13 protein-coding genes are annotated in these 16,017 nt (G+C 68.6%); 11 read left to right on the top strand and 2 right to left on the bottom strand.

Going from position 1 to position 16,017, the window contains the following annotated elements; all coding sequences use genetic code 11:
• Positions 1-15: 15 nt before the first annotated feature.
• Entirely contained in the window at positions 16-780 is a 765-nt protein-coding gene (locus tag ACXPWS_RS18185; RefSeq protein WP_458708001.1) for a hypothetical protein, read from the bottom strand.
• Here ACXPWS_RS18185 and ACXPWS_RS18180 point away from each other — a divergent pair.
• From ACXPWS_RS18180 to ACXPWS_RS18165, 4 genes are all read left to right on the top strand, one after another.
• Positions 740-4,834: a beta strand repeat-containing protein gene (locus ACXPWS_RS18180; RefSeq protein ID WP_458708000.1), complete on the top strand. Its 4,095-nt coding sequence runs from the start codon at positions 740-742 to the stop codon at positions 4,832-4,834. The genes ACXPWS_RS18185 and ACXPWS_RS18180 overlap by 41 nt on opposite strands.
• A 119-nt stretch (positions 4,835-4,953) precedes the next feature.
• Positions 4,954-6,228, top strand: coding sequence for a bifunctional 3,4-dihydroxy-2-butanone-4-phosphate synthase/GTP cyclohydrolase II (locus ACXPWS_RS18175; RefSeq protein ID WP_458707999.1), 1,275 nt, complete (start codon positions 4,954-4,956; stop codon positions 6,226-6,228).
• Complete coding sequence (gene ribH / locus ACXPWS_RS18170) at positions 6,225-6,698, top strand: 6,7-dimethyl-8-ribityllumazine synthase (protein WP_458707998.1); 474 nt, start codon at positions 6,225-6,227, stop codon at positions 6,696-6,698. Before ACXPWS_RS18175 ends, ribH begins: the two co-directional genes overlap by 4 nt.
• The gene (locus ACXPWS_RS18165; RefSeq protein WP_458707997.1) at positions 6,695-7,171 is read left to right on the top strand and encodes a PH domain-containing protein; all 477 of its coding nucleotides are present in this window, start codon (positions 6,695-6,697) and stop codon (positions 7,169-7,171) included. Before ribH ends, ACXPWS_RS18165 begins: the two co-directional genes overlap by 4 nt.
• Here the strand turns inward: ACXPWS_RS18165 and ACXPWS_RS18160 are convergent.
• Positions 7,146-7,652: a GNAT family N-acetyltransferase gene (locus ACXPWS_RS18160; protein ID WP_458707996.1), complete on the bottom strand. Its 507-nt coding sequence runs from the start codon at positions 7,650-7,652 to the stop codon at positions 7,146-7,148. The genes ACXPWS_RS18165 and ACXPWS_RS18160 overlap by 26 nt on opposite strands.
• Positions 7,653-7,697: 45 nt before the next feature.
• On the opposite strand from ACXPWS_RS18160, the gene ACXPWS_RS18155 reads away from it, so the two are divergent.
• From ACXPWS_RS18155 to whiA, 7 genes are read left to right on the top strand one after another with little or no spacing between them, the layout of a single operon-like run.
• On the top strand, positions 7,698-8,432 hold the full coding sequence (locus ACXPWS_RS18155; RefSeq protein WP_458707995.1) for a hypothetical protein: 735 nt from the start codon (positions 7,698-7,700) through the stop codon (positions 8,430-8,432).
• Entirely contained in the window at positions 8,429-9,754 is a 1,326-nt protein-coding gene (locus tag ACXPWS_RS18150) for a hypothetical protein (protein ID WP_458707994.1), read from the top strand. The genes ACXPWS_RS18155 and ACXPWS_RS18150 overlap by 4 nt, the downstream gene beginning before the upstream one ends.
• The gene (murD, locus tag ACXPWS_RS18145) at positions 9,747-11,033 is read left to right on the top strand and encodes a UDP-N-acetylmuramoyl-L-alanine--D-glutamate ligase (RefSeq protein ID WP_458707993.1); all 1,287 of its coding nucleotides are present in this window, start codon (positions 9,747-9,749) and stop codon (positions 11,031-11,033) included. The genes ACXPWS_RS18150 and murD overlap by 8 nt, the downstream gene beginning before the upstream one ends.
• A gap of 9 nt (positions 11,034-11,042) precedes the next feature.
• Positions 11,043-13,100, top strand: coding sequence for an excinuclease ABC subunit UvrC (gene uvrC / locus ACXPWS_RS18140; protein WP_458707992.1), 2,058 nt, complete (start codon positions 11,043-11,045; stop codon positions 13,098-13,100).
• Between the two features lie 11 nt (positions 13,101-13,111).
• On the top strand, positions 13,112-13,987 hold the full coding sequence (gene rapZ / locus ACXPWS_RS18135) for an RNase adapter RapZ (RefSeq protein ID WP_458707991.1): 876 nt from the start codon (positions 13,112-13,114) through the stop codon (positions 13,985-13,987).
• On the top strand, positions 13,984-15,042 hold the full coding sequence (gene yvcK, locus ACXPWS_RS18130; RefSeq protein WP_458707990.1) for a uridine diphosphate-N-acetylglucosamine-binding protein YvcK: 1,059 nt from the start codon (positions 13,984-13,986) through the stop codon (positions 15,040-15,042). The genes rapZ and yvcK overlap by 4 nt, the downstream gene beginning before the upstream one ends.
• Complete coding sequence (gene whiA, locus ACXPWS_RS18125) at positions 15,039-16,016, top strand: DNA-binding protein WhiA (RefSeq protein ID WP_458713587.1); 978 nt, start codon at positions 15,039-15,041, stop codon at positions 16,014-16,016. The genes yvcK and whiA overlap by 4 nt, the downstream gene beginning before the upstream one ends.
• The last annotated feature ends 1 nt before the right edge of the window (position 16,017 follow it).

The following is a 16,017-nucleotide window of genomic DNA, read 5'->3' as shown; positions in this document are numbered from 1 at the left end:
GAAAACCGTGGCGGCTCATCGCAAGAGTTCAGCGAAAACCCGGAAGCGTGCCAGCGAGTTCGCGGTCGCGGCGTTCCTGGGGTTGTCGGTCGCTGCCGCGCCCGCCGTCGCGGCGGCGGACACCGGAGACAACAATCCGCCGAACGGCGACTCGTCGCCAGGAGCCACCGGGACCACCACCGGGACCACCACGGGGTCCGCCGGCGGCACCGGCTCGACCGAGACCACCGGCACGACCGGCACGACCGGCACGACCGGAACCGGCACCACCACCGGGCCGACGAGCGGCACCGGCACGGCCACCTCCGGCTCGACGGGCACGGGCGGATCCACCGGCACCGGCGGCACCACCACCGAGCAGACATCGACATCCGGCGCCACCGGTTCGACCACCACGACCAGTCTCAACGGCGGACCCACCACCACGGTGAGCAGCTCCGGCGGCGCGCACAGTTCGACTTCCGGCTCATCCGCGGGCGCGGGCACCTCCGGCACGTCCCCGACCTCGGGCACCTCCGGCACCTCACCGACCTCGGGCACGACAACCGGAACGGGCACCGTCACCACTGAGACCCCGATCGTCGAAGCGACCGGTACGGAAACCCCGGGGACCGCCACCGGGACGACGACCGAAACCGGCTCGGAGGGTGTCAAAGACCCCGTCATCGTCACCGGCACCGAGACCGGTTCCAAGTCCAAGTCGACAGCGACCTCGACCCCGGCGCTGATGAGCGCCTCGGTGAGTACACCGACACCCAACGCCCTCGCCTCGGCGATCACCGACCTCGTCCCGAAGCCGCCCACCATCCCAGCCTTCAAGCCGTTCGTCACCGTGATCAACGCGATCGCCACCCAGCTGGAGAAGCTGCTGCCGGCCTACGACGCCGATCCGATCCTGGCACCGTCGCAGGTCGCCGCCGGGTGGGTCGTCGCGATCAACCAGATTCTGCAGGGCACCTACTGGAACGGCGCCCCGACACCGTTCACCGTTCCGGTGTACATCCTGATGGTCGCCGCCTACCAGCGCTACGAGAAGCTGGCCACCAACCACCTGCCGGGCGCCCCCACCCTGGTGGCCACCGGACCGCTGCCGGGTACCTACAAGCTGACCAGCAACGATCCCGACGGCGACCCGCTGACCTACTGGGTGGACAGCCAGCCGAACCAGGGCGCCGTGTTGATGATCGCCGACGGTTCGTTCAGCTACGTCCCCACGCTGGCGGGCCTGCGCGACGGCGCCGACGTCACCTTCACCGTCCGGGTCAACGACAGCCTGGGTCTGCTCGCGCATCCGATCAACCCGGACGGCAACGACGCGTACTACACGGTGAGCTTCCACTACGCCGGCAGCGGACTGAACAACCTGCCCGAGTTCGACTCCGACGGCAGCCCGCACGTGATCGCCACCAACCAGGTGACCGGTGTGGTCACCGGCGCCTCGCATGCCACCGATCCGGACGGCGACCCCCTGACGTATTCGGGAATCGCGTTGTACGGCAACGTCACAGTGAACTCGGACGGCAGCTTCACCTATACGCCGACCGATCTGGCCCGCCATACCGCGGCCGGTACCCTGGCCGCTTCGCTCGGTCTGAACAAGGACCTGGTCACCATCACGGTCAACGACGGTCGCGGCGGTATCGCGTTCAAGTCGGTCACCGTCGACGTGGTGCCCTCCAACGCGGACCCCACCGTGCAGAACGTGACGGTCGGTGATCCGAATGCGTTGCTGGGCACCGTCATCGGCAAGATCACCGGTAAAGACAATGACGGCGACCTCATCTCCTACGGGCCGGTGCTGATCACCACGAGCAAGGGCACCGTCCTGGTCAGCGCACTCACCGGTGACTTCACCTACACCCCGACGCTGGCGGCCCGGCACGCGGCCGGCGCCGACGACGCCACCGCCGCTGACAAGTCGGACACCTTCACCGTGACCGTGAGCGACGCCTTCGGCGGTACTACCACGGTCGATATCACCGTCGCCGTCGCGCCCGATCTGCAGCTCAACACGTGGCCGGTGTTCACCTCCGACCCGAAGGTCACCAACATCAACCCGAGCACCGGCGTGGTGACCGGCACCTTCACCGTCAAGGATGACGACGGCGACAACCTGCACTACTCGGCGATCAACCTGCTGGGAACGCTGACCGGCTCCGTCACGCTCGGCAACGGCACATTCACCTACACACCGACGGCCGCGGCGCGGCATACCGCGGCGAGCATCCCGCTCACCGACACCGTGACGATCACCGTCACCGACGGCCACGGCGGCATCACCGTCAAATCCGTCGCCATTTCCATCGTCTCGGACAACTCGCTGCCGCAGGTCACCAATGTGCAAGTGGGTCAACCGAATTCGCTGGGCGTGGTGACCGGCAAAGTCACCGCAAGTGACCCCGACGACGGCGATATCGTCAGCTACGGCCCGATCACCTTCACCACCGGCAAGGGTGGTCTGGTCACCGTCGGGGCGCTGACCGGCTCGTTCAGCTATGCGGCGTCGCTGACCGCCCGGCACCTCGCCGCCTCGACCACCGCCACGGCGCAGGACAAATCGGATTCGTTCACCGTCACCGTCAGCGACGGGCACGGCGGCACCGTCGACGTGCCCATCGCGGTGAACATCCTGGGCAGCAACATCGACCCCGGTGGTCTGCCCAGCGTGAGCCTGCCCGACTCCAACGGCATCGTGCGCGGGAACATCCTCGGCACCGATCTGGACGGCGACAATTTGACCTACAGCCTGGTCAACGGGTCCAACCCGGCGGGCGCCAGCACCGGTTCGTCCTATTCGGTCGGGGGCGGCATCGTCCAGCTGGCCGCCGACGGGTCCTACACGTTCATCCCGAAACCCTCCACGGCTTTCATCCCCGGCCTGGACACCGACTCGTTCTACGTCACCATCAGCGACGGACACGGCGGCTCATCCACGGTGAAGGTGACACCTCTGGCCAACCTGACCATCGGCACGTCGACCACGTCGACCGGTCCCGGGGTGGAGAACGGCAAGCTCAACGTGTCGAACGCGAATGCCGGGCTGCTGAACTACAGCCTGGGCACCGGCGCGGCCAAGGGCACCGTGGTGGTCAACGCCGACGGCACCTACACCTACACCCGCAATCCGGCGCTGGGACACAACATCACCGCCGCGGACACCTTCACCATCGTCGGCACCGACGCCAACGGCCGGTCGGTCACCCTGGCCACCGTGAACGTGGCGCCGCCGCTGGCCAACAACGCCCCGGCCGGCGGCAGCGCGACCACGACGGTGTCCGACTCCTCGCTGATCAAGGGCACCGTGATCACGCCGAGCACCCAGACCACCACCGGGACGTTCACTGCCACCGACCCGGACGGTGATCCGGTGACGTTCGCCGGCGGCATCTACGGTACGAGCCGCGGCGGCACCGTCACGGTGACCTCCGGCGGCGGCTTCCTGTACAGCTGGGTCGCCTACACCGACGCCCACCACAAGGCCGGCGCCGACAATGCCACCCCCGCAGACAAGGTCGACACCGTCACCATCAACGTGTCCGACGGCTTCGGCGGCACCTCGGCGATCACCTTCTCGGTGCCGCTGGTCACCGACAACGACAAGCCGTCCTCGAATGTGTCCGTCGGCTCGGCCGACACGCTGGGCGCGGTACGGGGTTCGGTGTCGGGCTCGGACAGCGACGGTGACGCACTCACCTACAGCCTGGTCAACGCGGGTAACCCGGCCGGCGCCAGCACCACGTCCAGCTACACCACCAAAGGTGGTCTGGTGCAACTGAAGCCGGATGGATCCTTCGTCTACGTCCCGACCTCGACGGCCACCGGCAGCGACTCGTTCAAGGTGACGATCTACGACGGGCACGGCGGCAGCTCCACGGCCACCGTCAATGTCCCGATCGTCGCGGCCAGCACGACCACGCTGGGGACGGCCACCAATGTGCAGAGCGGCAAGCTCGACATCCCGACCGCGGACGTGGGCCTGTTGAGCTACGGCAAGGGCACCGACGGCGTCAAGGGCAGCGTGACGGTCAACGGCGACGGCAGTTACACCTACACCAGGAATTCGGGACTGGGACACAGCACCGACCCGACCGACACCTTCACCATCAAGGGCACCGATATCAACGGCAGGTCGGTCACGTTCACGGTGAACGTGGCACCGCCGGTGGCCAACGCGGCCCCGGCCGGCGGGTCCGTGACCATCACCAGCTCGTCGCTGAGCAACTACGCGCTGATCTACAACCGGCAGTCGACCGCTGGTTCCATCGCGACCTCGGACGCCGACGGCGATTCGGTGAGCTTCGGCACGGGATCGTTCTCGACGGTCAACGGCGGCATCGTCGACGTCAGCGCCGACGGAAAGTTCTCGTACACCATCGACAAGCTGCTGGCCAGTTCGTACTACCACGATGCGGCCAAGATCGGGGCGTCCGGAAACACCGTCGCCGACTCGTTCGACGTGACGATCACCGATGCGTTCGGCGGCAGCACGCAGTACACGGTGAAGGTGCCGATCTACGCGGTGAACAGCGCACCGACCATCGGCGACGGGCTGAAGACCAACGGAAGCAATTTCTTGCACACGTACACCACGTGGACATTCCTGTCGGGCAGCGACGGTGACAGCGATTCGCTCACCTACACCATCACCAAGCAGCCCCAGCACGGCAGTGCGTCCTACAACTCCGGTCTGTCGACTCTGAGCACCACCGGCACCGCCACCGGCGACACCATCATCCTGACGGTCTCCGACGGCTACTACGTGGTGGTCAACGGCGCCGTCACCAGCACACCGTCGTCGGTCAGTAAAACCTTCACGGCCACCCAGGGCCTCTGACCGCCTCACCTGCATCGCAATTTGATGCCCGCCGGTCCACACGGACCGGCGGGCATTAAACGTCACAGCGCTGTGGTTCATACTGAGGTGGAAATGCGAACGCGAGAAGGTGGCACAAGATGACGAGGCTCGATTCGATCGAGCGGGCTGTGGCCGACATCGCGGCGGGCAAAGCCGTCGTGGTCATCGACGACGAGGACCGCGAAAACGAGGGCGATCTGATTTTCGCCGCCGAGAAGGCCACCCCGGAGCTGGTGGCGTTCATGGTGCGCTACACCTCGGGTTATCTCTGTGTGCCGCTGGACGGTGCGGTGTGTGACCGCCTGGGCCTGCTGCCGATGTACGCGGTGAACCAGGACAAGCACGGCACCGCCTACACCGTCACCGTGGACGCCAAAGTGGGCGTCGGAACCGGGATCTCGGCCTCGGACCGGGCCACCACCATGCGTGCCCTTGCCGACCCCGCCGCGGTCGCCGACGACTTCACCAAGCCCGGCCACGTGGTGCCGCTGCGCGCCAAGGACGGCGGCGTGCTGCGCCGGCCCGGCCACACCGAGGCCGCCGTCGACCTGGCCCGGCTGGCGGGTCTGCAGCCGGCCGGCGCGATCTGCGAGATCGTCAGCCAGAAGGACGAGGGCGCGATGGCCCAAACCGATGAGCTGCGGATCTTCGCCGACGAGCACGGCCTGGCCCTGGTCTCCATCGCCGATCTCATCGAGTGGCGCCGCAAGCACGAGAAGCACATCGAGCGGATCGCTGAGGCGCGCATCCCGACCCGGCACGGCGAGTTCCGCGCCGTCGGCTACACCAGCATCTACGAGGACGTCGAGCATGTCGCCCTGGTGCTAGGGGACATCGCCGGACCGGAATCCGACGGTCACGACGTGCTGGTGCGGGTGCACTCGGAGTGCCTTACCGGTGACGTGTTCGGCTCCCGGCGCTGCGACTGCGGGCCGCAACTGGACGCCGCCATGGCGACGGTGGCCCGCGAGGGCCGCGGCATCGTGCTCTACATGCGCGGCCATGAGGGCCGCGGGATAGGCCTGCTGCACAAATTGCAGGCCTACCAGCTGCAGGATGCCGGCGCTGACACGGTGGACGCCAACCTGGAGCTCGGCCTGCCCGCCGACTCCCGGGACTACGGCATCGGTGCGCAGATCCTGGTGGACCTGGGCGTGCGCTCGATGCGGCTGCTCACCAACAACCCCGCCAAGCGGGTGGGTCTGGACGGTTACGGCCTGCACATCATCGAGCGGGTGCCGCTGCCGGTGCGTGCCAACGCCGAGAACATCCGGTACCTGATGACCAAACGTGACCGGATGGGGCACGACCTGGTTGGCCTGGAGGATTACGACGAGGTGTCCCCGCCCGGGGAGTTCGGTGGTGCGCTGTGAGCGGTGCGGGCGTACCCGATCTGCCCGATATCGACGCCTCGAGCGTGTCGCTGGCCATCGTGGCCAGCACCTGGCACACCACCATCTGTGACGCCCTGCTCGAAGGTGCACTGCGGGCCGCCAAGCAGCTGGGTGTGACCGACCCGACGATCGTCCGGGTGCTCGGCGCGATCGAGATCCCGGTGGTGGCGCAGGCATTGGCGGCCAAGCATGACGCCGTGGTGGCGCTCGGGGTGGTGATTCGCGGCGGGACACCGCATTTCGACTACGTGTGCGACGCGGTCACCCAGGGACTGACCAGGGTGTCGCTGGACGAGTCGACACCGGTGGCCAACGGCGTCCTGACGACCAACACCGAGGAGCAGGCACTGGACCGGGCCGGCTTGCCGAATTCCGGCGAGGACAAGGGCGCTCAGGCCGCGGCCGCCGCGTTGTCGACCGCATTGGTGCTGCGCGACATCCGCTCATGAGCGTCGGTGAACCGACCTGGGACCTGGACGTCAAACCCCACCTCACCCCGTATTTCGTCTATCTGGCGGCGTTCCTGATCGCCGCCGCGCACATCACCGTGGGCTTTCTGCTCAAGGTGGGGTCCAGCGGTGTGTTGTTCCGCACCTCCGACCAGATCGCGATGGGTGTGCTCGGCGTGGTGCTGGGCGGCTTGGTGCTGCTGTTCGCGCGGCCCCGGCTGCGGGCCGGTCCGTCCGGTATCGCGGTGCGAAATCTCCTCGGCTACAAGCTGATTCCGTGGTCGGACGTGATCGATGTGTCGTTCCCGCTCGGCGCGCGGTGGGCTCGGGTGGACCTGGCCGATGACGAATACACCCCGGCGATGGCGATCCAGGCGGTGGACAAGGAGCGGGCCGTGCAGGCGATGGACCAGCTGCGTGCGCTGCTGGACCGCTACCGGCCCGGGCTCAACTCACATTCAGCGACATCGTGACCTCGCCGGGGGCCGCGCCCGTGCCGGTCTCCGCGGCGCTCACCGCGAACCCCAGACTGTCGTAGACCGAGCGTGCCCTGGCGTTGTCGGCGTTGACGCGCAGGGTGACCCGGCGTACCCGCTGGGTGCGGGCCCAGCGCACCGCCTCGGCGACCAGTGTCCGGCCCAGGCCCAGCCCGCGAGCCGCCGGATCCAGCCACAGCGAGTACAGGTAGACCGCTTCCGAACCCTGCCGCTGGGCACCGATGAGACCGACCGGGCGGTTGTCGACCACCACCGCGAAGTGGGCGTGCGCCCGCAGCCGGCGCCGCCATTGGGCCGCGGTGTAGGTCGACTCCTGCCGGAACTGGGCGTCGTCGGTGCCAAACGAGTCTGTCAGCGCACGCAACCGCACGCCCGCGAACGCGCGCCAATCGGTCTCGGTCAACCGGGCCACCCGCGCGTCGACCATGCCTGTGCCCTTCCCGCCGTCCGGCCCCATGGGTCCAGTATCACCGCTGATGGCTGCGGTAGTATCGGCGTGTCGATGACTACTTTTGCGTTCGTCTCAACCTCGGCTCACGGCCTATCCGATAGCGACACCCCGCTCGTCTCGGCAGCCGCCCTCGTCGCGGGTTTGGGAACACAGCCCACGGTCACCTTTCCGGTCGTGCCGGGCCGCCGACCCGACACCGACGCCATCTGGCGCTGGCTCGCCGAGCCCGCGGAGTTCTTCGGTACCGCGATCCCCGGTGTGACCCAGTTGCGGCGCGCGGTTGCCGATTTCGCGCGAGAGCTGGGCCGCCGGCACGGGCCGGTGCCGGCCGCGGTCACCGTTGTGGTGACCGAGATCGCCGGCTCGGCGCAGTTCGTGGTCACCGGCACGCCGATCGAACCGGTCCGTACCCGGGCGGTGCACCTGCGGCTGTGCGCCATCGGCCCGGCCGAACCGCACTGGCGGCAGATGGCGGCCCGCACCACCAGCCGGGCCGCCGAGCTACTGACCCAACGCGAGTTCGCCGCGGCAGGCCATGCCGATGCGGTGCGCTGCGACGGCGACCGGATCGGGCCGCCCGTGCTGGGAGCGCTGGTGTGCGACACGCCCCGTGGCCGGGTCGGGCTGGGTGCCGACCGGCTGAGCCGGCTGGCGGCCGCCGGCCTGTCGGATGCCGACACCATCACCGACGAACCCGTCGAGCTGGCCACGCTGACCCGGGCTCGGTGGGTGTCACCGAATTTCGAGACCCACCCGGTCCGGGCGATCGGGGAGCGCCGGCTATGAGTGGATTCCGCCCGGAGAGCTTCGAGGCGTTGGTGATCGACGGTTATGACGTGGGCGGTGGTGGTGTGCTAAAGCTGCACTACACCCTGCGCGGGCCGCAACCGGTCAGCTTCACCGAGGTCATCGACTTCGGCACGAGTCTGGCCGGCGCCTCTCCGCATCCGCTGCTGACCCGGCTGCTGGCCCTGACCTGTTCGCTGAGTTACTACAAAGCGGCCGCCCCGACTCGTATCGAAATATCTTTTGCCACCACAGAATTCGAGAAGCATTATCTGCGCACCCTGATCGAGGGTGGATTGGGCGAATTCGCCTACCGCAACCAGCTGCCCGGCGCGCTGACCCCGGAGGTCACCGGACCGGACGCCGGTCCGGCCGGGAAGACGCAGGACAGTTGGGATCCGGAAGCGACCCCGCTGGTCCCCGTCGGGGGTGGCAAGGATTCGGTGGTCAGCATCGAGGCGTTCCGCCGCCACGGCGTGGCGCCGGTGTTGTTCAGCGTCAACCGGTATGACCCGATCGATCGCTGCATCGAGGTCAGCGGGCTGCGCAGTGTGCACGTCCGGCGCAGCATCGACCGCGCCCTGATCGAGGCCAACGCCAACGGCGCCCACAACGGCCACGTCCCGGTGACCGCCATCAACAGCGTCATCGGACTCATCGTGGCCGATGCCAACGGGTTCGGCCCGGTCGTGCTGTCCAACGAGCGCTCCTCCAACGTCGGCAACATCGAATGGCTGGGCCGCGACATCAACCACCAGTGGTCCAAGAGCATCGTCTACGAGACGCTGCTCCGGGACACCCTGGCCCAGCACGGGCTCAACCCGGACCGGTACTTCTCCCTGCTGCGCGGGCTCTCGGAATCCCAGATCGCCGACCGATTCGCCTCCTGCACAGACTATTTCGGCGTCTTCACTAGCTGTAACCGGCTGTTCGCGCTGGACCCGGCCCGCCGCGCCACCTCCTGGTGCGGGCACTGCCCGAAATGCCAGTTCGTCTTCGTCCTGCTGGCACCCCGGCTGGGCCGCGACACCCTGGAATCGATCTTCGGTGCCAACCTGTTCGCCGACGGTGCCCAGCGTGACGGGTTCGCCGACATCCTCGGCCTCGGCGTGCACAAACCGTTCGAGTGCGTGGGGGAGTACTACGAGGCCGCCGAGTCCATGTTGGCGGTGCTCGACGATCAGGACTGGCGCGGACTGCAACTGGTCGACGAGTTCGCCTCGCGCCGTGCCGAATTGAAGTCGGTCGCGGCCGCCGAGCAGGATCTTGCTCCGGCCGTGCATCATGTGCCGGCGCGCTACGCGAAGCTGCTCGATGACTGACCTGGCGGGCCGCGCCGTCGGAATCTGGGGGCTCGGCAAGGAAGGCCTGTCGATGGCGCGGACGGCGGCGGCGCACGGCGCGGCGCGCATCGTCGCGGTCGACGACGGTGCCGGTGGGCCGCTGGAGACCGGCATTCCCGGGCTGACGGTGCATCATGGGCCGGAATCCCTTGCCCTGTTGCGGGACACCGACATCGTCTTCGTCAGTCCCGGTGTGCCCTGGCGTAATCCGGCGTTCGAGGAGCTGCGCCGCAGCGGGCCGCCGGTGTCCAGCGCCGCCGACTGGTACCTGGGTCTACACGGAGCGCGCACCATCGGCGTGACCGGTACCAAGGGCAAGAGCACCACGGCGGCGTTCCTGGCACATCTGCTCACCGGGCTGGGCGTCCCCGCCGTGGCGGCGGGCAACATCGGCACCCCGCTGTCGGATCTCGCGGCGGACGACCCGCGGTGGGTGGTGGCCGAGTTGTCCAGCCAGCAGTGCGCGCTGCTGCGCACCTCGCCGGCGGTGGCGGTGATCACCAACCTGCATCAGGACCATCTGGACTTCCACGGCGACGTGCCGACCTACTACACCGCCAAGGCGAATATCTTCGGCCATGGCTGCCGGGCCCTGATCACCACACCGGAGGTGGTGGCCGCGCTGGAGCGGGTTGGTGTCGCCGCCGTGGCACCGGTGCTGCGTCTGGTCGATCCGGCCACCGCACGCATGCCCGCCGCCGACGGGGTGATGTCGTATCAGCACAACGTCGCCAATGCCGGGCTGGCCGCCCTGGCCGCCGCCGAGGTGCTCGGCCGGCCGGTCACCGACGCCGAGGTCGACGCCGCAGCCGCGACGTTCAGCGGGCTGCCGCACCGGCTGCAGACGGTGCGCACCACCGGGCGGATCCGGTGGATCGACGACACCCTGGCCACCACCGGTGAGAGTGTGGTCGCGGCGCTGCGCGCCATGCCCGCCGGCGATACGGTGGCGCTCATCGTCGGCGGTATGGACCGCCGGCTCGACTACCGCCAGCTCGACGATTTCCTGTGCAGCGGCCTGCGCCGGGTGACCCTGATCCAGGCGCCGTCCAACGGCGCACTGATCGGGACCCGGTTCGCCGAGGCCCATCCCGACCGCACCCACACCGCGGACAGCCTGGAACACGCGGTGACGCTGGCCGCCGACCTGCCCGGCATCGACGTGGTGCTGCTGTCCCCGGGAGCCGCCAGCTACGACATCTACCGCAATTACGAAGCCAAGGCCGCAGCATTCTGCGGCTACATCGACACGCTCTAACCTGGACCCGTGCCCGATCCAGCGACGTACCGGCCCCCGCCCGGTTCCATCCCGGTGCAGCCCGGCGTCTACCGGTTCCGGGATCCGCACGGCCGGGTGATCTACGTCGGCAAGGCCAAGAGCCTGCGCAGCCGGCTGAACTCCTACTTCGCCGATATCGCCGGGCTGGCGCCACGCACCCGGCAGATGGTGATGACCGCGGGCAGCGTCGAATGGACGGTGGTCAGCACCGAAGTCGAGGCGCTGCAGCTGGAGTACAACTGGATCAAGGAATTCGACCCCCGATTCAACATCCGGTACCGCGATGACAAGTCGTACCCGGTGCTGGCGGTCACCCTCAACGAGGAGTACCCCCGGTTGTTCGTCTACCGCGGGCCGCGGCGCAAGGGGGTGCGCTATTTCGGCCCGTACTCCCATGCCTGGGCGATCCGCGAGACCGTGGATCTGCTCACCCGGGTGTTCCCGGCGCGCACCTGTTCGGCCGGAGTGTTCAAGCGGCACAGTCAGATCGATCGGCCGTGTCTACTCGGCTATATCGACAAATGCTCGGCCCCATGCGTGGGCCGGGTCAGCGCCGAGCAGCACCGCCAGATCGTGCTGGACTTCTGTGACTTCCTGTCGGGCAAGACCGACCGACTGGTGCGTGACATGGAACGCCAGATGGCCGCCGCGGCCGAGGAACTGGACTTCGAGCGGGCCGCCCGGCTGCGCGACGACATCGGGGCGCTCAAACGTGCGCTGGAGAAGCAGACGGTGGTGCTCGGCGACGGCACCGATGCCGACGTGGTGGCCTTCGCCGACGATGACCTGGAAGCCGCGGTGCAGGTGTTCCATGTGCGCGGCGGCCGGGTCCGCGGTCAGCGGGGCTGGGTCGTCGAGAAGGCGACGGAGCCGGAGGCGACTGAAAAGGACTCAGCGCCGGGCCAATCTGATCAGGCGCGACTCGTCGAGCAGTTCCTCACCCAGTTCTACGGCGACCAGGCCGAACTCGGTGGTACCGGCCCGGAGATGCAGGACGAGGCGACGAACCCGGTGCCCAAACAGGTTCTGGTGCCGGTGCTTCCGGAGAACGCGGACCAACTCGCCGACTGGCTCTCGGGTCTGCGCGGATCACGCGTGGCGCTGCGGGTCCCGGTGCGTGGTGACAAGAAGGCGCTCGCCGAGACGGTGCAGCGCAACGCGAAGGACGCGCTGGCCCAGCACAAGCTCAAGCGCGCCGGTGATTTCAACGCCAGATCCGAAGCGCTGCAGAGCATCCAGGATGCGCTGGCGCTGAACGAGGCCCCGCTGCGGATCGAGTGTGTGGACATCAGCCACGTGCAGGGCACCGATGTGGTGGCCTCGCTGGTGGTGTTCGAGGACGGGTTGCCGCGAAAATCGGACTACCGGCACTACGCGATCCGAGAGGCCGCCGGTGGCGGCCGATCCGACGATGTGGCCTCCATCGCCGAGGTGACCCGGCGCCGGTTCGCCCGGCATGTCGCCGACGCCGAGCGGCCGATGGTGGCCGAGGGTCGGTCCCGGCGGTTTGCGTATCCGCCCAACCTGTATGTCGTCGACGGTGGTGCACCTCAGGTGAACGCCGCCGCCACGGTGCTCGACGAACTCGGCATCACCGATGTCGCGGTGATCGGCCTGGCCAAGCGGCTGGAAGAGGTGTGGGTCCCGTTCGAAAGCGACCCGATGATTTTCCCGCGCAACAACGAAGGGCTGTACCTGCTGCAGCGGGTGCGTGACGAAGCCCACCGGTTCGCCATCACCTTCCACCGCAGCAAACGGTCCAAGCGGATGACGGCGTCGGCGCTGGACGCCGTGCCGGGTCTGGGCGAGCACCGGCGCAAGGCACTGGTCACCCATTTCGGATCGGTGTCACGGCTCTCGGCGGCCAGCATCGAGGAGATCACCGCGGTGCCCGGCATCGGAGTGACCACCGCGCGGGCCGTGCTGGATGCCCTCGGCAACGGCCCGGCGGAGGCGGGCGCAGCCGATTCGGGCGCGCCAGCCGCAGATTTCGACAATGATCGGATGAACCAAGATCAACCCAGTAATCAACCAGCATCGGGGTGACAGACCAACATATGAGTGACGAATCTGGTATCGAGGTCGTCCTCGTCACCGGGCTTTCCGGTGCGGGACGCGGTACCACCGCCAAGGTGCTCGAAGACCTGGGCTGGTATGTGGCCGACAACCTGCCGCCGGAACTGATCGCCAGAATGGTCGACCTCGCACTGGACGCCGGATCGCGGATCACCCGGCTGGCCGTGGTGATGGATGTGCGGTCCAAGGGATTCACCGGTGATCTGGACTCGGTGCGCACGGAACTGGGGACCAGGGGCATCGCGCCGCGGGTGCTGTTCATGGATGCCTCTGACGAGACGCTGGTACGCCGCTACGAGCAGAACCGGCGCAGTCATCCGTTGCAGGGAAACCAGACCCTTGCCGAGGGCCTCACCGCGGAACGGGCCATGCTGGCGCCGGTGCGCGCGGTGGCCGACCTGGTGATCGACACGTCGACGCTGGCGGTGCCCGCGCTGCGGGAGAGCATCGAACGGGCCTTCGGCGGCGAAACCGTGGCCGACACCAGCGTCACCGTGGAATCGTTCGGCTACAAGTACGGCTTGCCGATGGACGCCGACACCGTGATGGACGTCCGGTTCATCCCCAACCCGCACTGGGTGGACGAGCTGCGCCCGCACACCGGTCAGCATCCGGCGGTCCGCGACTACGTGCTGGGCCAGGAAGGCGCCGCGGAGTTCCTCGACACCTACCATCGGTTGCTGGGCGTGGTGATCGACGGCTATCGCCGGGAGGGGAAGCGGTACATGACGGTGGCGATCGGCTGCACCGGCGGCAAGCACCGCAGTGTGGCGATCGCCGAGGCACTGGCCGACCGGCTGCAAGGCGGGGACCAGTTGACGGTGCGGGTGCTGCACCGCGATCTGGGGCGCGAATGACGGCGCGGGTCGTCGCCCTCGGTGGCGGGCACGGACTGTATGCCACCCTGTCGGCGGCGCGCCGGCTCACCCCGCACGTCACTGCGGTGGTCACGGTGGCCGACGACGGCGGGTCCTCGGGCCGGTTGCGCAGCGAGCTGGACATCGTGCCGCCCGGTGATCTGCGAATGGCGTTGGCGGCGTTGGCTTCTGACTCCCCGCAGGGCCGGCTGTGGGCGACCATCATCCAGCACCGGTTCGGTGGCAGCGGTGCGCTGGCCGGTCATCCGATCGGCAACCTGATCCTGGCCGGCCTCAACGAGGTGCTGACCGATCCGGTGGCCGCCCTCGACGAGCTCGGCAAGATCCTCGGTCTCAAGGGCCGGGTACTGCCGATGTGCCCGCTCGCCCTGCAGATCGAGGCCGACGTGGCCGGCCTGGAGACCGATCCGCGGATGTTCCGGGTGATCAGGGGTCAGGTGGCCGTCGCGACCACCGTCGGCAAGGTCCGCCGGGTGCGGCTGCTGCCGGGCGACCCGCCGGCCACTCGGCAGGCGGTGGACGCCATCATGGCCGCCGACCTGGTGGTGCTGGGCCCGGGGTCCTGGTTCACCAGCGTCATCCCGCACGTCCTGGTGCCGCAGCTGGTCGCGGCCCTGCAGGTCACCACGGCCCGCCGCGCGCTGGTGCTCAACCTGGCGGCCGAGCCGGGAGAGACGGCCGGCTTCTCGGCCGAGCGGCACATCCATGTGCTGGCCCAGCATGCGCCCGGTTTCACCGTCGACGAGATCGTGGTCGACTCGGCGCGGGTGCCCAGCGACCGCGAACGCGAGCAGCTGGTGCGCACGGCCACCATCCTGGGCGCCGGCGTGGAATTTGCCGACGTGTCGCGGCCTGGTACACAGTTACATGATCCGTCGTTGCTGGCCGCCGCACTGGAGCGGGTCCGGCTGCGCGGCAGGGCATCACGTCCGAATGACAGCGAATCCACCGCGCCCACCCCGGCTCGGCCGGTCGAAGGAGTGAAGGGGCAATCGACGGTGAATGTATCGAGGGGTGACGACTCGTGGCGATGACCGCTGAGGTGAAGGACGAACTGAGCCGGCTGGTCGTGAACTCGGTGAGTGCACGCCGGGCTGAGGTGTCTTCGCTGCTGCGCTTCGCCGGCGGGCTGCACATCGTCGCCGGCCGGGTGGTGGTCGAGGCCGAGGTGGATCTGGGCATCATCGCGCGCCGGCTGCGCAAGGACATCTACGACCTGTACGGCTACAACGCGGTCGTGCATGTGTTGTCGGCCAGCGGGATCCGCAAGAGCACCCGCTATGTGGTGCGGGTGGCCAAGGACGGTGAGGCGCTGGCCCGCCAGACCGGGCTGCTGGACCTGCGCGGCCGACCGGTCCGCGGGCTGCCGGCACAGGTGGTCGGTGGCAGCGTCAACGACGCCGAAGCCGCCTGGCGGGGCGCATTTCTGGCGCACGGCTCGCTCACCGAGCCGGGGCGATCCTCGGCGCTGGAGATCAGCTGCCCGGGCCCGGAAGCCGCTCTGGCCCTGGTCGGTGCGGCACGACGGCTCGGGGTCAGCGCCAAGGCCCGCGAGGTGCGCGGCAGCGACCGGGTGGTGGTCCGCGACGGTGAGGCGATCGGCGCGCTGCTGACCCGGATGGGTGCCCAGGACACCCGGCTGACCTGGGAGGAGCGCCGGATGCGGCGTGAGGTCCGCGCCACGGCGAACCGGCTGGCCAATTTCGACGATGCCAATCTGCGCCGCTCGGCCCGCGCCGCGGTGGCCGCGGCAGCCCGGGTAGAGCGGGCGCTGCACATCCTGGGCGACACCGTGCCCGATCATCTGGCCCAGGCGGGGCGGTTGCGGGTGGAGCACCGGCAGGCCTCGCTGGAGGAACTGGGCCGGCTCGCCGAACCGCCGATGACCAAGGACGCGGTGGCCGGCCGGATCCGCCGGCTGCTGTCGATGGCCGACCGCAAGGCCAAACAGGACGGCATTCCCGACACCGAGTCGGCCGTCACCCCGGATCTGCTCGACGACGCCTGAC

The sequence above is a fragment of the Mycobacterium sp. BMJ-28 genome (assembly GCF_054404835.1).
The sequence above is the reverse complement of the archived record's forward strand: the minus strand, read 5'-3'. Positions and strand labels throughout refer to the sequence as shown.